This is a genomic window from Bradyrhizobium sp. CCBAU 25360 (assembly GCF_028128695.1).
GTDB classification, from domain to species: Bacteria; Pseudomonadota; Alphaproteobacteria; order Rhizobiales; family Xanthobacteraceae; genus Bradyrhizobium; species Bradyrhizobium ottawaense.
Genome location: NZ_LBJA01000001.1, coordinates 1,051,951 through 1,072,335, shown reverse-complemented (window position 1 = coordinate 1,072,335; position 20,385 = coordinate 1,051,951). Strand labels below are relative to the sequence as shown.

Genomic DNA, 20,385 nt, shown 5'->3' with positions numbered 1-20,385 from the left:
GGTCCATCTCCACGACGAATGGCTCGTTGGTCATGGCGGGAACGCAAAGCAGCCGAGCCGCGGCGCGCTATGAAGCCAACAAAGCTCTGTTCCTGTTGTTGCAAAGTGCGCCGTATCGACGGCGGCTTCCGTGTGGTTCGAGCAAATAAAACTGTATCGTCGCGCTTGGAAGGTGCCTTGATCGATGCTTCCGCGTCGGGAGGTGAAGCCGCTCTCGTCTTCTAAACGAAAAGCTATCCGTGTCCGGTCGAACGATCAGTGTCGCAGGATTTTCCGCGCATGAGCCACACTTCGGAGTCGCCTTTGCAGGGCGTCACCGTTCGGTCCTGCAGCAATGGAAAACTGAGGGACGCACCATCGCGATGACGACGCTTACGATGCGGTCACGGCCGCATCGCCGACACAGCGGGCGACATCATTCTCGTCGCTGATAGTATCGGCAATGTCTGCCCGGGACGCCCACGATACGTTTCCCGCCAGTGTGGCAATGATGAATCATCACCCGGCAGCAGCCTTGCGCACAAGACCTCGTGCCCTGGTGTGGCCGACATGCCGTTCCTCAGCTTTCATCTCAGTCTCGATGAGACAATATGCACTGCCGGAGGTTTCCTGCAGCGGGGTGCCGGAGCCGTGAAACTCGACGGCGGCGCCAAGCGTCTGGGGATCGTGCGCGCTTTGGTGATTGCGAAATCCCGGTGAGGCATCTTGGTTCTACCCCTCAGAGCGTCATTGTCATGGGGCTTCAAGGTACAGGGGAGGACAAGAGCTGAAGCGTTACGTCTGCATCGATGATGCTCACCGTCCAGGAGACCGGCTGCCTCGCTTTGGTCCTCAAGGGCATCCGGCCGAGTTCGCGGAACGCGCAATCGATGCACTGACCGTGCCCCACCATCGGAATTGCAGCTGGGCTAGGCTGGTCCGGCCAGGTGCTCGTACTCCACGACGTCTTTGGGCTGGTCGAGGGTAAAAAGACCAAAATTCGCTCGCGCCTACGCGAATAAGGAGGTTCTACAGGAGGCGCTGATACGCTGGGCGGTCGATGTCCGTCAGGGCACATTCCCTGGGGGGCAGGAATGCCATCAGCTTCCCGATGAGCTCCGCGCGGCCACTGCGAACTGGAAGGCTCCAACACGCACGGAGTGAGGACGATATGCAAACAATAGAACTGAGTAGGATCGACGAACGTGCAATGCACAGGCCCGGCCAATGCCGGCGATCAGGTCCTAGAGCCCACTCAGAGAGAGCGGTTATGCAGAAATTGGAGGGTAACCGGCGCTGGCGCACAGAATCTGAGCGTCGATATGTTGTTGATTGCATCAAATCAGTGCCAAGAGCGCACTAGTGTGCAGCATTGCGCTCCGATCGTTTGCAGGTCGGACAGTGTGTGTCTGGAAACGGTACGGGGGAGAAGGACATGGTTCGCCATTTCTACCGGCTCCGAATGCGCACATTCGCAGCTGCATTGCGGCAGCACAGCAGGCGCGAAATGCTGCAAACAATCCGGTTTCAATACAGTCTCAAGCAGCTTGGGAATGAATTGAAGTCCTCCGACAAACGCTGCATCGCGGCCTGAGGTCCGCTAGAGCTTGAACGGGCACGCGATCGAAGTCGTTCCTCACAGCCTTGCCCCTAAGATCCCGCGGAGTCCCAGGGCATTGGCCTCTACCGCGAAGCGGATCAACGCGCTGACCTTCACCAGCTCTCCAGCTCTGCGCTGGAGCGGTCATTCACCTGGTCGACAACGCCCGCAGGCGCGTGAGGCGCTAGTCGCACGCGATCGCCTCGTTGACATGGTTGCGTGCGTGCGGCCTGGCTGACTAACGCCCTCGCAGCTTCGCAGAGGTTGCAGCACGATCGTGGGCTCGAACGTAGGGCCACAACTTAGGTCGAAAATTGTGCGGTTGACGTAAGCGATCTGCTTTCGTCGCATTGCGAAAAAAGGCCGTGCGAAAATTCCGCACGGCCAAGTCAGGGAGGAAACGCCCCAAAGGGCGGCTGAAGAGAGCATAAAGTGAGTGCCCACACTCACTGGAGCTCCAAGCTTGCGCCTACGGTCAAGTCGCGCAAGCCGGATGTTGAAATACCCGTTTCTTGTGCTGATTGAGCTCCAATTTAGCGCATGCGTCGCATGTTTTATGCGAATTGAACCATTTAGATGCAGCTATTCCGCGGGACGCTCAGTTCAAAATGATCCACGTCTCCCACGCTCTGTGTTCGTCACTAACCCAACAGCAGTTAAGTCGTGCACCGACACGGCTTCGATCACCTGCCCTACGGCTGCTTCGAACCTGCGTAAGGCCGATATCGCTGGGCTTGCGGGCGAATCACAGCTTCGGCCATATCGCCGAGCTCATCTTTTCGACCAAGGCCCGGCAAAACCACATCGAACCGACCCTCACCTAGCTGGCGCATGGCCGCGGTCATCGAGGCGACGGTTTTGGCAATGCGCTGCCCGAAAAGCATACTGAACAGTCCCGCGAGCAGCGAGCTCGGCCGGAGCCGCCTTGCTGTTTCGTCGGCGTTCGCCTTCAATGCCGATACGGCGGCAGAGTTGCCATACCGCTTCAGGTGGCTCGCGCCATTTGGGTTGCCTAAACGTCTAATTTCGGGATGCCCCTTTTGGCCTGTCCGAGCCACGCGATCACGGGCTACTCCCAAAGCGGCTTTCGTACATTCGGCTATCATATCGCGTTCGTGCTCAGCGACGGCGGCGAGAATAGTGATAGCTAGTCTGTTTGCGTTCGGAAGGTCGCAAGCATCGAATTCGATGCCGGCTCGCTCCAGGCCTGAACGGCCATTCAGTTGTCTGGCGTTGGTCCGGCGCGAATGTGATGCCCGCGGGGAAGGGCCGCTGCCCGCAGGTCAGGTCTCACATGAGGGACCCCAATTGAATTTCGTCCGGGCTGTGCAACCACCTGTCTCGGCGCCCGCGCTGCTCGGTCGGTTCAATGGCCTGACGAAATCGTTGGCATTATCAGCGACTTGTTAAGCTGATCGCGCTATAAGCACGCTGAAATTGACTGAGTCTACTTGCAGAGGCCTCCGGATGCTAGACGCCGACGATCGTACATTGATTGCGTCTTTGAGCGAGATTGCGGATTTTCAGTGAAAAACGGGTTCGGCTTGGTCGTACTCCGGTGATGCCGGCCGGACTGCAGCGCATGATCCAAGCTACGGCTGGCGCCATCGCTTCAAAAACCGTCGGCATCGATCAGGGCGTTGAGATGCGCGTGCTGGATGCCATTCGAGGGCACGCGCCGCGCAATGTGTCGGAGGGCTACGGAGACGTGACCATCAAGGCAAAGGCGAGCGCCATCGCGAATTTTCCCACCGTCGAAGTTGCATAAGGCGCCGTTAGCCGACAAAAACCATGCATTCTCCGTCCATCAAGCCGCCGCGAGGCTGGGTGGGTAGATATGCGGCTCACATGGGGGCAACCACGGGATTTCGCCCTCACAGGCGTCAGGGCTACGAAAAGTCGTTCGCATCCGACCGTGTCGATCGTCTCCGACACTTACAAATTGCTATTTTCCAAGCCACTTCCTTGAACTATGCTCAGTGGATGGATGTTGTAATTCTATTTCGTTACGCGATCTGTGCAAGATCATCGATCGCTAAGGGAATTATAATCCCGCTCGCTCGCTCCGTCAGTATCCTTGTAAAGGATGTCCCTGACGACAGATGGAGCGCCGGAGAGCGAGACGCATCAGTACTTTGGCAAGCAGAGAATCAATTCTTGAAGCACGTTAAGAAAGCTCATCTCGAAAGTGCGCTCGTTGAGTGGGAGGCCGTTGACTCCGAAGGGAAGAAGCTGAGCCGGTTCTGGTTCAATCACGTTGGGATGGGTTGAGGCTATTTCTTGATCGGTAGGAAACACTCGTACGAAGCGCAAACGACATTCGGAGTTGGTCCGATCGTATAGCGTAGGGGGTAAATAACGGGTCGCTGCGCCTCAAGCATATTTCTGACCTCGTCATCGGCACGCACAACCATGTCGTAGTGCGGTCTTCTTCCCGGAATATGAATGTTAAAGGGCTGCAGTTTTCCAGCCTGAGTCGTGATATTCGCCTCAAGCTTGAACATAGCGCCAACGTCTCTTGCACCTTTAATGAACGCATCATCCTGATCTTGGGAGTAGATTAGAGAAAATACCTCATTCAGCGCAATCGAATGGGCAATGGACTGCAAAATCAGGGCCTCTGCCTCAAATCGTTCGGGCCTTTCCGGGTGCCAGATTCCAGGCCGCCGGAGAGCGTGATGGTGAAGATTACCCCGCGTATCCACCAGATGGGTGATCAATTCACGATCCCCTAAGGTGAGCAGCGGTACTAGTACGTTTTTTGGGAGGCGGCCCCGGTGCTTGCTGAGGTTTTCTCGCGTAACCTGCAGCGCCTCCTTTACCGATGATGCCTCTAACAGCTTTTCGACTACTACCTTTGGGTTGCTGAATCCTGGCGCGAATTGCGTTTCGAGGAAAAAGAAAAAATTGTAAAACGCATCAATAAACCGGTCGTTTCTCACGTCTTGAAGGCCCCGTCGGAGAAACGTCAGCGGCACTTCATAGTGAGAAGAACTGGCTGCGGTGAACACCGTCCTGGCGATAAAGTCGAATGTAAAGGGCGATTGATCTTCTACGTCCTTGTCCGTTGTGACGCTGTAAGAAAACAGGCCTAGTTTGGCCCTCTCGTCATCATTCTCTGGCTCCCAATTCACTTGGCGTTTGTTAAAGTCAATTGTGAACGTTCCGAGCAGGCACATCATGCCTTGAACGACCATTAGATAGTCAGTTACTTCTTCATTGTGGGCAGATTTGCCTACATCGACGTGAAGTTTGACGTTTGGATTATTCGAAGGCGAAACCTTTGGCAAAGACGCATCATCGTCAAGACGAACTGCAACAGAGACCGAACTGATAATCCCGTTTTCCTCGCCGAACTCTACCCGGAATTTGTCTACGAGTACTGGCCACCGATCGACCGCAGACAGCGTCGAACGCACTGGGTAGGTATAAATGACAATCATGAGCCTGCCGGCTAGCTGGTGTCAAAAACGGTTCTGTTTTGCCCGAAGGATTATAGCATGCCTTGTTCTGAGACCAAACCTTACTGAGGAGAGGGAGGCTGGAAGCAGACACCGGCTGGCTAACGGATCGCCCACGTCCGCTAAGGGGCACATGCGGGTGTCGCCAAACGTTACAAACGCCATCACCTTGATAGGATCCACGACGGTCTATGGAGGGCTGAGCATCGCGCTCTGGCGCGGACGGGAAGAAAGGCCCGCCGGTGTGATCAGCGGGCTGGCACCGATTTAACCTGCAGCCGCGAACAGGATCCAGGAGATAGCGACTCGAGTTACCGACTTGTCGGTTGCTTGCTTGATCTCGACGTCGAAACCCTTCTGGTCGGCGTGAGTGACCTCGACAAATAGGCTGGTCACTCCACGATCTCCCCCAATATGGAAACCGGTCAATGAGACCGTTACGACGGGTTTCGCGTTCCTGATGTCGCGACCGTAAGGAATGTTGAATTTGGTTTTGCCGGACGTATCGAAGTCAGCGGTGCCAGCTGCCAATGGGGCACCAAGAGAAACCATTGTCATAAACGCCTCTATCAATTAACACGGGAACAATTTCCAACGACAACTACAGCAGAGGACATCTGTCATTGCAACCCATCGTATGGCTAGAGGCTGGGCCGATACGCGATGCTGGGATGGGCCCCGAACGAAGCAATTACTGCCGCCGGAATGGAGGCTATGGGCCAAGCGGTCTCTCGCTCCAATGAGCAGAGAATTTCCGCACTGCTCCCGCAAACCGGAACGGATTTAGCTCGCTAGCGCGTGTTCGCATAGTCCGCTGCTGCCGCCTTGCAAGCCGCGATCTGGGCACAGGCCAACACCGCGCCCTCCCGCAGGGCATTCTCATACGAATCGTCTGTGTGGTTCGCGTGAAGATAGGCCCCGAGCAAGGCCGCAGCGACCAAGAGCGCGACGTAACGGGCCCGCTCCAAAATCAGCCGCGCTTTGGGGTTCTTCTGAATGCGAGGGACTGTCGCCAAGAATACGGCCGGTGTGCTCACAAGAAGGATGGCAACTTGGAGGCTGCCCGACTCGATGTCCAACCGATTGAGAACCTGTTGTTCGAGCCAGAGGCAGAGCGCGATGAAGGCCCAGACGGTGGCCCAGTAGCTGGCCATGTCGAAGAGAACCTTGATTGGGTCGTCCTCAGATATCTTATTCCTCCGCTCTCGGTAGTCACAGCTTCGATGCACATGCGCCGCAACTTCGCACAATCGCCCAGCTGGAATTCGCCGAAAATCTCTACTCGAGCGAGGGATTTTGGCGTTTAGGGCCCCCGCGTGCGCGATGGCCGCCTCGCTAGGTCTGCAAGACTACATCGGAATTGGCCCAGCAGGCGGTAGGCACAGATCGGGAAAGGGTAGGCGGAAGCACGGGGTGCAGGGAGCTGAGGCAGACGATCGATCGAAGCAAAACGGTATTGGTTTTTCGGTTACTCGATCGATTCAACTAGAAAGCGCGCTGTGCTATCATCGCCCTTCAAGTTGGGGGGATTCTCCGATGTTGGACGCCACTACCACAGCACTTCTGCGTGAGATCCTCGAAACGGTCTGTGTAAACGTGCCTGGGAGTGATGGTGGCGTGCGGGCATATGTCGCCTCGAAGCTTCTGGAAGCCGCCAGCAAAGGTGAGAGTGAGCGCGAGCGTCTCGAGCAGATTGGCCTCGATGCGCTTCGACACGCGCCGAGCATGTGGCGGTAAGCGATTAGAGTGATGCCGTACGTCAGGTGAACATTCCAGGTCTCAGAGTTGACCGTCTCCGAGAAAAAAGGCGCTCCACGCAATCTTAGTTCAGACCGCTTACAAGAGGTCATTCCCTGAAAACGTAGAGTGCGGCAGATTTAAAACTAGCCGTCCACCCAAGCGACCAGACTCCGTGCACTCTTACACTTGGTGTGATGCGATATGGCGCCAGAAGATCGAACTTGTGAGAGTTACCAGAGTCTCAGCTCCGGCGTCCTGTCATCTTGCTTCCGTTCCGGCGATCACCGCTGCGATGAGGCCGGTACTCCCGCAAGACGCCGGTTTCCAACGAGTCGCAGCTGCCACAGACGTCGGCCCTTTCGGAAGGTTGAGCTTAACAGGAGCTTAGGCGCCAAATACTTCGACGTGGGACTTAGGTGCCGCTGCGTCAGTTCTGCATTCGTAAAAGACCTGGCTGGCCGAGGAGAGGGCGGGCCGAGTGCTCGCGACGAAAGCTGCGGTGCAGATCGAAAGCGCTGTGTGAGGGTGGCTACGTCCCCTTAGGTTTGGAAGCTCGAGTTGCGGCGGCTCCAAGCGTTGTTGAGCTATGGTGCATTGACCGGTGGCATGGGCGCAGTTGGTCGCGGTGCGAAGTCAGTATGGAGCTGACCGCGTGCGGACATCATGATCGCAAAGGTCACTAGAAGAATGAAAAAGCCGCACATTTGACGACATCAATCCGAAAGCCATTGAGCAACTACGAAACGTCATGCTCCGATGCTTCACAAGGGCCGCGGAGGGATAACTACGAATCCGCGGCTCGCGAGCGCGAAAGCCGATAATGCATTATGCTGTAGTGCTGCCAAAGAACAGCAAACTCGCCCGTGAGAACGACGAAGACATGCATTCTGAACCGAGAAGGGAAGGAATCTTGGCTCTGACCGCTGTCGGCATCGCACTTTTCTGCTCTAGCTTGCTCGCATTTGCCTTGATTTAGAGCGCCGTAGCTGCAGCCAGGGAACTCGCAGAGTTCTGCCTTCCGAGCGAGGCAACAAGCGGATCCCGGAATACTCGTGGTGGACACAGGTACTGCCTCCAAGACATGCCCGGACTGCTTCGGACACGACGAGAGCGCCGCCGCAATTTCGATTTGAGCTAGGGGGCACCTCGATGGCAGCAGATCTTTGGAGCCGCAAGGAGCTGTTTGAGTATCCATGAAAAGATATTATTCTGATATTCGCGACGGCGGCCGATTCATGCGCGACGATGAAGGTGTGGAGCGACCCATATCAAGGCTGCGCGGGAAGAGGCGACCACTGCGATCTCCGAGATAGCCTGGCGAATGGGCTGGAAGCAGGCCGCACCGCCCCGTGCACTTGAAGTTTGCGATCACCATGGCCCTGTCTTGCAGCTGGTGTTTCCAGCGGTCCAAGAAGAACGTGATGAACAACACGTTCCCATCCGTAGTGTTGATGCTGTTTCAACACGCGGCCGCCCCGATCTAAAGGACAAAGCAAGTCACGCACTCGTAGGCGTTACGTGTTCTGTAGTGAACTGCCGGAACTGGCAGCGCCAACGCGTTTTCTGCCGCTGCTCGTGTTGCGCTAGGAACCGAATTGGACGGGGCGAGACTGAAATTGACGAGTGGCTCGCGGCAAAGATAGCGGCAAGAAAGTGCTGACTCGATCAGCAGAAAGACGCCGAATGATCGGCCATTTTCGCCGCTAATCGTCATCGACGCAATGTTAAGTTGTTCCTCCGCGACTGGCTGGCGAGCAACATGGTCAACGCGTTTCGCAACACGGTCATTGCTGTCACTTTTATCGCAAGCGCCAGCGTCAGCATTTTGTGGGATCTTGACGGCTACGTCGCATGTGGCCTTGCGATAGTAGTCTCATTCGCGGCCGGCTATTGCGTCGAGCGCGCCTTCATCAATCGGTCCCATCACGAGATGATCCACCTCTACGGCGCGGACTGGCATTCGGCAGAAGACCGACACGACGGTACATGATGGCCATTCCAGCTTGTCGGATGAGCGACCGTTGAGACACGTCGCACGGTTCACGCTGATCGACCTCGATACGGCACGCATGCCCCGCCACCCTAGGGCCTCGCTCCACGGGGCGCGGGTCTGAAACCCGTGCGCAATCAGTAGTTAAATGAAACGACTATTGCACGTTCCGTTCGTGATGTTGTACAGGAGACGAGCGGCGCGCGAAAGCTGGGATTACATCTGTGGCTTACGTGCGGCGTGCGACGCAGCTATTCGGCCTGCGGTTATTGCTGTTCATTGGGGGCAGGCAAACTTCGGCCGCTGAGATTTGATCAAGGTCAACTCGTAGCTTACACCTCCGCCTTGTGAGGCGCGTGCAGTCATCGACGCCAGGGCCAGCTTGCGCGAAGCAATGCCCCTCTGGTTGTTGCACGGCCGCGACGGTGCACTGATTTTCGCCCGCAAGAAGGTTGGCCAGACCATTGCCGGAATGGGTGGCCTGAAACTTGCCGATGCCGGCCATGTAGGGTTCTCGCGGATGGACCGCTACTTGCAGCCGACCAAGACGAAATAGCCTATTGAAGGACGGAAAGCCCATTTCAGACTTCAGGGAGATCACGATGGCTGGCGATGCAGACGACAAGACCAATGAAAGACCTGAAATGCTTCAGGGGCTTGCGCCCGTCGACGCCAAGCTGCTGCAGGAATTTCTCAAGGAGATGGACGAGAACGTGATTCCCGACATCGTCAAAGCCGTCGAGGAGAGGCGTCTGCAGGCAGCTGAAAGCCGCCAATGGCAGCTCAAATGCTGACGTAGCGACTTACCTGAGTGATTTTTTCAGCCGTTCGCAGGGTGTGCGGACGAATGCTTCGACTGCCTCGCCGGCCTCGTGTCCAGGGCCGGATCAGCCCGCAAGAGGCTGGAAATTTGCGCCATCGGTTCCGGCTGGCTCGCGCGATAGGGCCCGTTGACAAAATCTGAGGGGTTAGGCCCAGCCCAGGCGGACAGCGCCGCGAGGCTGGGGCATCGGCACGCCGTCCCTACGCCATCCGCGTCAGGGTTCGCCGACGATCAATACGATCTTCAGATTCGGATGTTTGGCCGCGTAGTCCAGGAGACCTTGTCGCGCGCCCACATTGCGGTGGTCGGCCTCGGCGGGATCGGTAGCCTCTTGTGGAATATTTGGCCCGCCTAAGCGTTGGCTATTTCACGCTGGTTGACGAGGATGCGGTTCAAGCGTCCAACCTCTCACGATTGATCGGAGCATCGCAATCCCATGCAGAAAATCGAACGGCCAAGGTTCAGTTAGCACGGCGTTTGATTCAGTAAGCCAACCCATCCGCGCATATTGTCCACTTCAATGCTGATGTGGCGAAAGCTTCAGTCGCGGACCGCCTCAAAGGCTGCGACTACGTCTTCCTTGCGGCGGACTCGATGCGGGCACGCCTGGTCGTGAACGCGTTGGTCCACCAATATCTCATTCCAGCCGTTCAGCTGGGCTCAAAAGTCCGGGCCGATGAGCAGGGGCAAGTCATCGATGCATTCAGTGCTATTCGACCTCTTCGTCCTGGTGTGGGTTGTCTTTGGTGCAATCAGCTGATCGATCCCAATCTCCTCGCGAAAGAGGCCAAGACTGATGCGGAACGAAGGCCCAAGCCTATGGCATTGAGGAGCCAAATCCCAGCGTGATCAGTCTTAATGCGGTCTCCTCAGAGCATGCGGTGAATGACTTTCTCATGGATTACCTGGGGTTTACGAGCTGATCGCCCGTTGCGCTACCAGCATATCACTGCCCTGGCAGGAAAGTTGCAGCCGGTCGAACCGCGCCAAGATGTTGATTGTCCGGAATGCTCGAAAGGCGGGATGCGGTTCGCGCGAGGTGACGGCGTAGATCTGCCCTGTAGTGAAGGCTAACACCCGGCCCGTCCTCTTGACTTAGATTGTAACCAACGCAGCCATAAGGCATGCCTCTCGGGAAAGCCGCTTCGCTTTTCGGATATCTGCGGGGCGATCGAGCGCTTGCGGTAATCCGATAGCGCCTTGAGCCCATCCTTTGGCGCGGCCCAGCGCGGAGATCGTTAGAGCATGCGCACGTCTGCTCACTTGAACTGAGGGGACAATCGCCTCCCTCGAGGATCATCGCGACGGTGGCGACAAGAGTTCGAGGCAATGGTTGCAGGGTTGCCTCAGGAAATCATTCGCCGATCTCCGGAGAGTTAGATTACGAGCTGGAGCGGTGGATTGCTGGCGCGACCCTCGCGCACGAGACAACGCATTGGACGCGCGATGAGAAGCGTCTCAATCGCGAATCTGGCCGCAGGCGCTTCGGCCAGTATGCGGTGGAAGAACTTGTCGCCGAACTCGGGGCCGCGTTCCTTTCGGCTGATCTCGAACTGACACCGGAGGTGAGGGACGCCGCCTAGTCGGATTGTGGATTAAGGTGATGAAGAACGACAAGCGCGCCATATTCACCGCTTCATCGCACGCGCAGCGCGCCCCGGCCGATTACCTGAATGGCTTGCAGCCGAATACCGACAAGCGGCGAGGGGAGACCGAAGCCGCTTGATTGTGGATGCCAATCCGCGATAAAAAAACCGGCGAGCGTCACCGCTCGCCGGTTTTGATTTTCGTACACGTGCACGCGACGTGGAAGGCTGAAGTGTTAGTGCGTGTAGCCCTTCACAAGCACCGGGCTCTCATTCAGAAAATCATCCGACTTCAGGCGGTTCAAGTCATAGTCGGACTGGGCAACGATGATCGGGCTCTGCACGAGGTCCGTGTCTGAGATGCTCCGGTCGATGCCGACAAGATGGCCGGCCCACACCGAACCATCCTTCGAACGCAGGAGGCTCAACTCGCCCATCACGACGCCCTTTTCGTTGCGATAGGTCAGCATGGCGCGCTTTCCGTCCGAACGGCCCGTGAGGTACCACCAGCGCGGATCGGGTTTGCCGTCCTCCGAATAGCCATGGAAGCGGCCACGAACCACGCCGGCACTATCGAGGTTCGAGATGCGGAATTCATACTTAAACTTGGTGGTCGTGTTGATTTTGCCTTGGCCGGGGGGCTGTTCGCCCGGCTCGTTCGTAAACGCCGCCATATCCTGACGCAGATACAGGTATTCGGCGGCCGGATCGACCCACTGCGGCGCGTGGGTGGCCGCGACCTGCTGAATGCCACCGGCCAAGACACCCGCGATGCCAAGCGCCTTCGCCAACACCAGCCCCCTGCGGACCGACGGATTGCGGATGAGCTGGCTTGCACCCGACCTCGCCCAGGCAAGCAACTGCTTGAGCGGCGAAACCGTCGCCGCCGCTTGGGCGGCGGCCGAAGCCTCGGCGATCTCGGGAGTGGCGACTGCCGCATCGCCAGAAGCGGTCACGACGGCGGCATGCGAGATGCGCGACGTAACTTCGACCGGCGCGATCACAGCGGCATCGTGCGAGATCCGCGCGGCTGTATCGTCCGTTGCGGTCGCCGCTGTGTCGCGGGAGATACGCGCGACAGCATCGTCGGACTGCGGCGCCGCGGCATCACGGGACAGCGGCACGACCACGGCATCCATTGCCGCGGCGTCATGCGAGATGCGCGCGCTGGCATCACCCGGCGCGCGCGCCGCAGCATCGTGCGAAATCCGCGCGACTGGCGGGGTAGTGTTGGGGGAGAGTGACGCCGGCGCGTCATGCGAGATGCGTGCGGTAGAAGACTTATTCCCAAGCTTGGCCATGGCCAATCCTATTAGGGCGGTGTTGAACCTCATACCGCTGCCCTCGACGCGTATGAGGACCACGCGCCAAGGTTAAAGGATCGATTCTGAACGCAAGCTGTCCGCATCCTTAACGTGTGGTAATGATGCGCTAGGCAGACACGCGGATTTCCGGCGGCAAGTCATTGATCCAGCGGCATCAAAGCCCTTGTGGTAAAGCCCGTGGAGGTAGCGAGCGCCATTGTGTCGCATGCCACCAGGCTACCGGCCACCGCAGTAATTGGCGCAGGCAATGAGAGCGTTGGTATCGGCTTACGTCGTCATGATGCGAACCCGCTGCTATCGCGCCACCGCGCAGAAGCTCTGATTCTCCATAAGAGCGCGGCGATGCCGTTCCTTATCGTCTCAAACCAAATGGACCGGCTGATCCGGCCGGCCGACCCGCGACGTTTATAGGAATCGTGGCTGCCAAGGACCTCGTACCCGGCTGCCGCCGGCGTGGCCGAATCGACGAAATTCCTGCAGCTGGACTTTGTGCGGTCGTTGCGTAATGCATGTTCGGAGCCAGGCGATCCGCTGGCGGCCCGCAGCGGGCGCGAGTGGCGCAATGCCGCCTGGATCCCCGGTCAGATGATCTACGGTCAGCGGCAGGTCAATGGGCAGTTCCGCTCTTACGCGGCGGCCCTGGACATCATCGCGCACGAATTGCTGCATGGCTTGATCGGTTCAACCGCGCGTTTGAATTTCGATTTCAGTCGGGCGCGTTGAACGAAACCTACTCGGACATCTTTGGGATCATTGTTTCCAACCGCCACATCCCAAACATCGACAATTGGAATTGGGAGATGGGTGAGGATCTCACCGAAACCGGGCTGCCAATTCGCGATTTTCGTGAGCCGACCCGGTTCAACCAGCCCGCTCATAGGGACGACTATCTCGGTGTTTCGATCGACGAGGATCACGGTGGAGTGCACACCAACAGCGGCATTCGCAACAAGGCGGCGTTCAACATTCTGACCGCAAGGACCGGCGGCAAGCAGCTATTCACCCCTGTCGAGGTGGCACGGCTTTTCTACACGACGCTCGTGAATCATCCAACTCGCACCTCCGAGTTCATCGACAGCAGGAGAGGGCGATATTGGCGACAAGGCCGCTGTTCCAGTCCGATCGGCACCGCGATCAAAAGGTGAAAGCCGTCCAGACCGCATTTGACGACGTCGGCATTGTCGATGCGGGCGCAGGGGTTTGACTTCCTCACTGCCACAGGCTCAACGGAACTGAATTCTGCGCTCTCGCGGAAATCGCATTCGAGTGTGGCTTAGCTGGTTGGAATGCTAAGTGCATGTCGCCCGGCGCTATCCAGCACTACGACTTCATTCGTCGTGAGCGGGCCGCGAAGCCGCTCCTCGATCGTGATGGTCGTCGGAGCAGGCGGATTCCCATCCGGCTGCTCAAGGACGATCTCATAGACCTGGGCGTCTGCGGTGGCCTGAATGATGCTGAACCAGGCCGATGCGCTGCCATCAGGTAGCAAAACATCGCAACTAAGGGTGAAGCGGTCCGGTCCTGTCAGGGCGAGATCGAAATTCGAGCCGGCCGGCTTGATCAACCGCCCGAAGCCGGTCGTCTTCCAACGCGTGAACAAGTCGATCCATTCCTTCGGCCAGGGCCCCCCATGTGACTTCGGCGGCATCGGACTTGCCGCGTTCAGGAAGTCAAGGACGTCCTGATGCTTATTTTTCAAGTCGTCGTAACTCGACAAGTCCACGCGCTTTGCGGGTGGCAGCCGCAACATGTGTATCGCGTCAAGCGCGCGAAACATCGGCAGGATGTGCAGCTCGAATAGCGGGCGTCGGTCAGCCATCATCGCTCTTCCAGTGACAGAGTGCCCCAGAGTGGCCGCTGTGCGATCCGCTCGTTGGCGCTTGCGCGCGCACTTTCGAACTGACTATCAGAAGCCGGCTTAGCGTCGCTGATCAGCGTGACGGTGAACTCGTTCCCGAGCGCTGTGACGGCGTTGGTAATGTCAAAGTTCACGTTCGTGGGATGATGCGCGTGACCGTGCCCTTTCCAGACTGTCGCGGAGTCGGCGAGATAGCGCTGGCGCTCCTGCTCGCCGAGCGTCGAGATGTTTACGGCGGGCGGATGCACATAGGCGCGAATCGCATAGGTCGTGTCCGGCAGAACCGCAACGTCGCGGACACGCAAGATTCGCCGCTTCTCGCCTGCAACGCGCACTGCGCGCGTCGTCGTAATGCGCGGGCCAGCTTGCACTGACTCGAGATCCCGCTGTGTGCGGGCGGCGCTCGCGACGGGTACGGCAGGCGCATCGATCGAGAAGTCATACTGGTAACCGTAGGCGAAGCCGGCCGGCATTGTCGCGGTCTGAGCGGTGTCCGCCATCACCGGAGTGAACGGTTCGACCCAGATTTTGGTGTTCGGCGTCGTGAATGGTTGCGGAGACGTTGCACTGGTGTGCACACGCTGCCAGCGCGCCCAGATGAGGTCGATATATGCATGGAACGACCAGTAGATCGGATCGCGAGATGCGCTCTCCGGATTTCCCATCGTGGGGCCGATGTCGCCGTGGATGGTGTTGTGTGGCCCCTTCTCCACCCATCCATAGCTGCCGCCCGATCCATCCGGAGCAAGCGGCTCACCTGCGAACAGGAGCCAATCCGTTTCCTGCACCATCTTGATTCTAATTTCGTCCGCATCCCACTGGATACGACGAGTCAAAGGCGTAACCGCGTGCGCGCGGCCGTCATGGAATAGCGGCGAGGTCCTGTCCTCGAAGGCCGTCGGAAAACGCATCCCCGACGCTGGCTTCGTCCAATCCCAAAACGGCAGGCTTACGTCGGCGGTACGCGGAGGATCCGCAGCGCGCAACAGCGCCTCGAAGCCAGCGAGATGCGCCCGATGCCAGGGAAAGAAAAGCTCGCTGCGGTGCTCACAAGCGCCGATAGATCCGTCTGGACGGACGCGCTCAAAATCATTGTGCAGAGCTGCCTGCCACACGTAGCCATCCTTGGCTGTGGCTGACGCGAGCCCGCGTTGGACAATAATTTTGAATGCGTGCTTGTAATTGTCGAGCTCCGTCGGCGTGAGGTCATCGATGTTCTTGCGCTGCGGCATCGCGGCGAAGGCCGGCGTACTTTCGAGGCCGACAGGAAGCAGGGCTGCAACGCCCGCCTGGCAGGTCGTTCTGAGAAGGTTGCGCCGCGTCAATCTGCCATTGTCGTCCCGCATCTCAGCCTCCGCAGTTAATCGCTATGCAACATTTGTCACTTCAGTAGTTTGCGCAAGGTCGGATAGAACTGCACCCAGACGTTATCCATGCTGGCATGCTGCCGGTGACAGCTCTCGCAGACCTGGTCGGGAAATGCCGGTGCGAACTCGCGAATGTTGGACGACCGTTGTTGGTCGCTGAAATCGTAGTAAGCCCATGGCGTCGTCTGGCCGTCGGGACGCGCCGAATTCTTGACAGCAACCTCCAACCCGCGCCGTTCACCGTTGAAAACCCCGCTCGACAGTACGTCGTCCGACTCCTTGCTTGCGGCGCTAAAAACTTCCATCACGAGTATCGTCGGCTCTGGGAAAGTCCTGGTTCTCCGGAAATGCTCATAAGCCTCCGGATTGATGTAGACGTTATGGAAGAGTTGAGGGGCGGCGCGCGCGGCTTCGACGGAGGTCATAGTCGGCAGCTCCTCCTTATAGGCAAGACCCAAGTTGGAGCCGACAAAAATCCAACCCTCGAAATCGATCGGCGCTTTCAGCCTGCCGTCGGGGCCGTATTCTGGCGTCGTAGCTGACTGGCCTACAGCGGAAGAAGACGATGCAAGCCATGTAACGGCGAAAACCAAAAAGATATGGATGGAGCGACGATGGCGCATGACCGCATTTACCACCAGCAGCATGTAAAACATTGCTCACCCCCTTCCGGTATCCCTCGGAAGTCCACTAGCTCGTTGCTTGCGGGATCGGGGCTCCTGCCGCAATCCAATCTGACAGCAGCTGGATATCGGCCTGCGCCATCACGCCCTGCATGGGCCCTGTCCCGATGATCGCAACCAGAAACATGCTGCGATCGGGCTCGCCCGGAATGATCCAGCCGCCGCGGATAAGCGCGGCCATCAAATCCAGTGGTATGTCGAACAGCGATTTCAGTGATACTGGCCTGCCGTTGACGTCGGGAAGTACGAGGTCGTCATGCGCGCGTCTGGCGCGGGGGGCGAAACGCTTGATCAACTCCGCGACCTGCGCGCCGAGGGCCTCGGGAGTTGCGCGCGCTGGGCGGACGATCATGCCAGTTGTCGGCTGGCCGTCGACAAGAACGCGGTACATGAAATGGCCCGTGCCGGCATCCACGCCGTCATCGGTCTTGAAATTCCAGGAGAAGGTGCGCGCGCCCGATTGTGGCGTGCGTTCGTCCGTCACGACCTTCACCAACGTCTGCCTGGGATCGAAGATCGTGATCGCCAGATGCCTTGCGTCTTGAGGGACCTGGGCGGTGATGTCGAGCGTATCCCACGCCTTTGGAATCGGCGGCTCCGCGATCCACGGCGCGGCCGCCAATGCGGCCAGCGCGGCGCCTTCCGCCGCGATGCATTGATAAATCGTTCCGCCGGAAGCGTAAGCGACGATCGGTTCCGTCTTGGTGAAACGAAAGCGATTGAGGAAACGGCCGACGCCGTTGGCGTCGAACCATGTCGCGCCGCCATCAATCGTCCCACTGGTCGTACCATCTGGATTGCCTGACGTGAAGCCGTGGCCCCACCCGCCGACCCATCCGACCTTCTCATTAATGAAGCCGATCCCCTCCAACTCCACGTTCCGCTGCGGATCGGTGATCGGGATTCGCTTCCAACTCTGGCCGCCGTCAGTCGTCTTCAGAATTGCGGCTGCAGTGTCGTTCTCCAAAGACACAAATCCGACTTGCGGAGTCAGGAACTGGATCTTCCAGCCCCATTCGCCGGTCGGGAAGTTGATCCCGGAATTCTGCAGTGTGTTTTCCCAGGTCTTGCCACCGTCAGCGGTGAACATGATCACGGGCTTCAACTTGTCGTAGGTGGTCCCGCCGTTGCCGCCGACCACCCAGCCATGCAGATCGTCCACAAAATAAGTATCGATCAGAAGATTGGCGTGCGCCGCCATAGAGATCGAATTCCAGGTTTGGCCGCCGTCTGTCGTGTGCATAATCGCGGCTTCCCGATTCGGATATTGCGTCCCAGAAGCAAAGACGACTCCCTTCGAGGGCGAGGAGATCCCGCAGATTGCGCTGGGCAGTGGCGGCAGGCTAGCGGTTATGTCGACCCAGGTCTTGCCGTCCTCCGTCTTCCACAGGCGCTGCCGCCGCGTGATCGAGCCGACCCAACCGTCGGTCGGGCTCGTAAAACTCATGCAGCGGAGCCAAGTATCGGCATCGACCGTGTGCTGGACCGTCCAAGTCGTGCCAGCGTCTTCGGTATGCACGATCTGGCCAGCACTGTTCACACCCCACCCGACCTGCGGGCTGATGAACCAGATATCGTCGTAGCGTGTCTGGACTGGAGCCGTCGTGGGATGCCAATTGAAAGCCATGGGTCTTCCCCCCGGCAAAAACAAAACTGCGCGGGCCAACCGGAAACATCAGCATTCTATGCAATCAGGCAACTCTAATACAATTCCAGGATGCAATCAAATCACTTCATCTTAAGCGCGCATTTGCCGCAGCCCTCGCGGCTTGCTTCGCCCTGCGTGGGGCTTTTCGTAGCCTTACGGCGGAATTCAGGCGGTTCTGCGCGGCGGTAACAGCCTTCCTCTGATTGCGTTCGACCTCGATCACTTCAAGCAGATCAACGGTCGCTTCGCCGGCATGGTCGTAGCGCTACGCTGAGCGGGAGAAGGAGCACACCTCTTTCACGGCAATAATCAAGCCTAATCCATCATGCCTTAGCGGCTTGCCGGCACGGTCACGAGATTGACGTGCCGGATTTCGCTCGGCTGCGGTGGGCGCGCCGCGGCACCGCTTTGTACGATCTGCAGGCGCAATCGCAACCGCCCCTCTACAAGAGCCGACCGTGGTACAGGAATCGTGGCGGTCTCGCCGCGGGGCGCATTCGGAATGCCAAGTGATCTGACTGTGCCGAGGAGTTCACCTTGCTCGGTCATAACCTCCAGGCGGGCGCCGCGCGGCATCGGCCCGGTCACGAGCTGAATTTCGACCGCTTCATCGGCCGCTAGCGGGTGCAGCGCCTGCAATTCGATCACGCCGCTCTCCTGCCCAATCAGCGGGCTCGCAAACAGCACGCTGGCGCAGATCAAAAGCACTCCGGTCGGCAAGCCAGTTCGCATCCGGTCGTCAGTCTGTCCTAATTCGGATGGCGCTGACAAGTGGTGCGGGCGCTGCGGCTGCAGTCGGAGCCGCCGCGGGACGAGGCGGAGCCCCGATCGGCACGACACGCACATCGAGCGGAACGGTTGCCCCCGCGGCGGCCGAAGCCAGCGAATCCGGCAGCGGCACCGTGAACGTGGCCGGGCCGTGATGAGGATGGCCGAAGACGGTGATCGCGCCGGCCGCAACCGGTGCGCTGCCCGGACCGGCGGACACCAGCACGCGAAAGCGGCGGCCGGCGTCGTCATGACCGAGGTTCAGGGTGACCTCCACGACGGGGTTGCTGTCCGCGGAAGCACTCGATGCCAGCGCAGCCGCCGGCACGTCGGCGATACCGCCGGCTGCGGTCCCCGCCCCGACGGCTGCGGAAGTCACCCGGGCGGAAAATACCTGCGGAGAAGCCTCGGCCACCGGGCCCGGCGCAGGCACCTGATCGTCGCCCGAACCCGGCGAATAGTCGTAGTCGAACAGCACAGTCGCGGCGTAGTCGCCGGCCTTGGTTTGCGAGACCGGCTCGCCCTTTGCATTGCTGAAGAACAGGAACTTCTCGTCGGACCAGGCGGTGAGATCGGCGCCCTGCGGAAGGATTGGACGTCCCAACGCAGTCTGCCGGCGCGTCCAGACCGTCCAGAGCCGATCCAGATTGCCATGGTGCAGGAAGAAGATGGGGTCCACCGGGGAGTACATGGAGATCATGAAGGCAACGCCGCCGCCGCCCATCGCGCCATGCACGTTGTCGTGAGGGCCGCTCTCGAGAATGCCCTTGATGCTGCCACTGCTATGGTTGGCAGCCTTCGCACTCTGGAAGCCGGCCGGAGCGCCGACAGCGCCGCTGCCGGCAAACAGCGACGTCCGCACGGCACTACTTATGGTGCTCATCCTGACCGCCAATCTCGTGCTGGAATCGAGATCCGGATTGGTGGCCGTCAGACCTCGTGCGCTTGGCTGGTCGAAGAACATCTGCTCCAAGATCTGCCAGAAATCAGCCGGCGTGGTGAGCGGAAACGGCCGGAGGGGCAGCGCGGCCTTCTGTGCCGACGAAAATGATGCGTAGAGCGCCGTGATGGCCGGTTCGAAGGCCGTCTTGAATTTCTGGAACGTCGGGATGAACGCGCCATTGTTGGGATCGAGCACGTCGTCGAACATCGCCGGCGGCACGCGCGGCGTCTTGGTCCAGTCCCAGTAGGGCAAGGCGAATTCCGGATCGCCGGAGAGATCGCGCAGCGTCACCTCCAGCCAGCCGAGATAGGCGCGATGCCAGCCCAGGAACCACCAATTGCCGTGCGGGCAGTCGAGGAGATGAACGATCGCGTTACGATACCAGTTCCGCGGATCGGTCGGAGGCAAGGCCAGCATTTTCTTGATCCCTGCCTTGTAGCTGGCAAGAACACGCGGAGGCATCGCCGGGTCGGTGATCTCCCAGCGGCGGAATTTTGGCGTCTGGGCCGAGGCGACGGACGGAAAAGCCTGCGATACCGCGAGCGCGGCCCCTGCTGCCAGCAGATCGCGGCGAGTCGGAGAAGGACGAGCGGCACGGATCATAGTTTTCTCCA

General features: G+C 58.9%; 21 protein-coding genes and 2 pseudogenes. 12 read left to right on the top strand and 11 right to left on the bottom strand.

The features are described from left to right. Window positions 1–393: 393 nt before the first annotated feature. The 3 genes from XH81_RS38695 to XH81_RS04585 all read left to right on the top strand — a co-directional run bounded on the left by XH81_RS38695 (window position 394) and on the right by XH81_RS04585 (window position 1,573). A complete protein-coding gene (locus XH81_RS38695; protein WP_442868196.1) occupies window positions 394–699 on the top strand; it encodes a 3-methyl-2-oxobutanoate hydroxymethyltransferase in 306 nt (101 codons plus the stop codon). Window positions 700–926: 227 nt separating this feature from the next. Next, window positions 927–1,001 carry a hypothetical protein gene (locus XH81_RS04590; protein ID WP_271596002.1) on the top strand — a complete coding sequence of 25 codons (75 nt, stop codon included), beginning with the start codon at window positions 927–929 and terminating at the stop codon, window positions 999–1,001. Between the two features lie 413 nt (window positions 1,002–1,414). Beyond that, window positions 1,415–1,573, top strand: a complete 159-nt coding sequence (locus tag XH81_RS04585; RefSeq protein ID WP_271595964.1) for a hypothetical protein — start codon at window positions 1,415–1,417, stop codon at window positions 1,571–1,573. A gap of 698 nt (window positions 1,574–2,271) precedes the next feature. On the opposite strand, the gene XH81_RS04580 is transcribed toward XH81_RS04585, so the two are convergent. Beyond that, the gene (locus XH81_RS04580) at window positions 2,272–2,637 is read right to left on the bottom strand and encodes a HAMP domain-containing protein (RefSeq protein ID WP_271595963.1); all 366 of its coding nucleotides are present in this window, start codon (window positions 2,635–2,637) and stop codon (window positions 2,272–2,274) included. 455 nt (window positions 2,638–3,092) lie between these two features. Between XH81_RS04580 and XH81_RS04575 the strand changes: the two genes are divergently transcribed. Continuing rightward, on the top strand, window positions 3,093–3,347 hold the full coding sequence (locus XH81_RS04575; protein ID WP_271595962.1) for a hypothetical protein: 255 nt from the start codon (window positions 3,093–3,095) through the stop codon (window positions 3,345–3,347). A 505-nt stretch (window positions 3,348–3,852) separates the two neighbouring features. Here the strand turns inward: XH81_RS04575 and XH81_RS04570 are convergent. From XH81_RS04570 to XH81_RS04560, 3 genes are all read right to left on the bottom strand, one after another. Further along, a complete protein-coding gene (locus tag XH81_RS04570) occupies window positions 3,853–5,022 on the bottom strand; it encodes a hypothetical protein (protein ID WP_271595961.1) in 1,170 nt (389 codons plus the stop codon). 285 nt (window positions 5,023–5,307) lie between these two features. Continuing rightward, window positions 5,308–5,598, bottom strand: a complete 291-nt coding sequence (locus tag XH81_RS04565; RefSeq protein WP_271595960.1) for an H-type lectin domain-containing protein — start codon at window positions 5,596–5,598, stop codon at window positions 5,308–5,310. A 233-nt stretch (window positions 5,599–5,831) separates the two neighbouring features. Then, the gene (locus XH81_RS04560; protein ID WP_271595959.1) at window positions 5,832–6,194 is read right to left on the bottom strand and encodes a hypothetical protein; all 363 of its coding nucleotides are present in this window, start codon (window positions 6,192–6,194) and stop codon (window positions 5,832–5,834) included. A 382-nt stretch (window positions 6,195–6,576) separates the two neighbouring features. On the opposite strand from XH81_RS04560, the gene XH81_RS04555 reads away from it, so the two are divergent. The 6 genes and pseudogenes from XH81_RS04555 to XH81_RS04535 form a co-directional block, all read left to right on the top strand. Further along, the gene (locus XH81_RS04555; RefSeq protein ID WP_271595958.1) at window positions 6,577–6,777 is read left to right on the top strand and encodes a hypothetical protein; all 201 of its coding nucleotides are present in this window, start codon (window positions 6,577–6,579) and stop codon (window positions 6,775–6,777) included. A 1,762-nt stretch (window positions 6,778–8,539) separates the two neighbouring features. Next, the gene (locus XH81_RS04550; RefSeq protein ID WP_271595957.1) at window positions 8,540–8,770 is read left to right on the top strand and encodes a hypothetical protein; all 231 of its coding nucleotides are present in this window, start codon (window positions 8,540–8,542) and stop codon (window positions 8,768–8,770) included. A 382-nt stretch (window positions 8,771–9,152) separates the two neighbouring features. After that, window positions 9,153–9,326 carry a hypothetical protein gene (locus tag XH81_RS04545; protein ID WP_271595956.1) on the top strand — a complete coding sequence of 58 codons (174 nt, stop codon included), beginning with the start codon at window positions 9,153–9,155 and terminating at the stop codon, window positions 9,324–9,326. A 4-nt stretch (window positions 9,327–9,330) separates the two neighbouring features. Continuing rightward, the gene (locus XH81_RS04540; RefSeq protein WP_271595955.1) at window positions 9,331–9,564 is read left to right on the top strand and encodes a hypothetical protein; all 234 of its coding nucleotides are present in this window, start codon (window positions 9,331–9,333) and stop codon (window positions 9,562–9,564) included. Between the two features lie 362 nt (window positions 9,565–9,926). Continuing rightward, window positions 9,927–10,442, top strand: a pseudogene (locus tag XH81_RS38690) (ThiF family adenylyltransferase). A 560-nt stretch (window positions 10,443–11,002) separates the two neighbouring features. After that, a pseudogene (locus XH81_RS04535) lies at window positions 11,003–11,319 on the top strand (zincin-like metallopeptidase domain-containing protein); the annotation flags it as partial. A gap of 96 nt (window positions 11,320–11,415) precedes the next feature. On the opposite strand, the gene XH81_RS04530 reads toward XH81_RS04535, so the two are convergent. Beyond that, window positions 11,416–12,480: a hypothetical protein gene (locus tag XH81_RS04530; protein WP_271595954.1), complete on the bottom strand. Its 1,065-nt coding sequence runs from the start codon at window positions 12,478–12,480 to the stop codon at window positions 11,416–11,418. Between the two features lie 477 nt (window positions 12,481–12,957). Here XH81_RS04530 and XH81_RS04525 point away from each other — a divergent pair, with 477 nt between their 5' ends. Beyond that, complete coding sequence (locus XH81_RS04525; RefSeq protein WP_271595953.1) at window positions 12,958–13,227, top strand: hypothetical protein; 270 nt, start codon at window positions 12,958–12,960, stop codon at window positions 13,225–13,227. Beyond that, window positions 13,224–13,649, top strand: a complete 426-nt coding sequence (locus tag XH81_RS04520; protein ID WP_271595952.1) for a M4 family metallopeptidase — start codon at window positions 13,224–13,226, stop codon at window positions 13,647–13,649. Before XH81_RS04525 ends, XH81_RS04520 begins: the two co-directional genes overlap by 4 nt. Before the next feature lie 128 nt (window positions 13,650–13,777). On the opposite strand, the gene XH81_RS04515 is transcribed toward XH81_RS04520, so the two are convergent. The 6 genes from XH81_RS04515 to XH81_RS04490 all read right to left on the bottom strand — a co-directional run bounded on the left by XH81_RS04515 (window position 13,778) and on the right by XH81_RS04490 (window position 20,374). Continuing rightward, window positions 13,778–14,326 carry a hypothetical protein gene (locus XH81_RS04515; protein ID WP_271595951.1) on the bottom strand — a complete coding sequence of 183 codons (549 nt, stop codon included), beginning with the start codon at window positions 14,324–14,326 and terminating at the stop codon, window positions 13,778–13,780. Further along, entirely contained in the window at window positions 14,323–15,708 is a 1,386-nt protein-coding gene (locus XH81_RS04510) for a tyrosinase family protein (RefSeq protein ID WP_271595950.1), read from the bottom strand. The genes XH81_RS04515 and XH81_RS04510 overlap by 4 nt, the downstream gene beginning before the upstream one ends. A 35-nt stretch (window positions 15,709–15,743) precedes the next feature. Beyond that, entirely contained in the window at window positions 15,744–16,385 is a 642-nt protein-coding gene (locus tag XH81_RS04505) for a cytochrome P460 family protein (protein WP_271595949.1), read from the bottom strand. Window positions 16,386–16,419: 34 nt separating this feature from the next. Beyond that, window positions 16,420–18,039 (bottom strand): WD40/YVTN/BNR-like repeat-containing protein, encoded by a 1,620-nt coding sequence (locus XH81_RS04500; protein WP_271595948.1) that lies wholly within the window; start codon window positions 18,037–18,039, stop codon window positions 16,420–16,422. Window positions 18,040–18,390: 351 nt separating this feature from the next. After that, window positions 18,391–18,780: a hypothetical protein gene (locus tag XH81_RS04495; RefSeq protein ID WP_271595947.1), complete on the bottom strand. Its 390-nt coding sequence runs from the start codon at window positions 18,778–18,780 to the stop codon at window positions 18,391–18,393. 19 nt (window positions 18,781–18,799) lie between these two features. Continuing rightward, a complete protein-coding gene (locus tag XH81_RS04490) occupies window positions 18,800–20,374 on the bottom strand; it encodes a tyrosinase family protein (RefSeq protein ID WP_271595946.1) in 1,575 nt (524 codons plus the stop codon). Window positions 20,375–20,385: the final 11 nt, after the last annotated feature.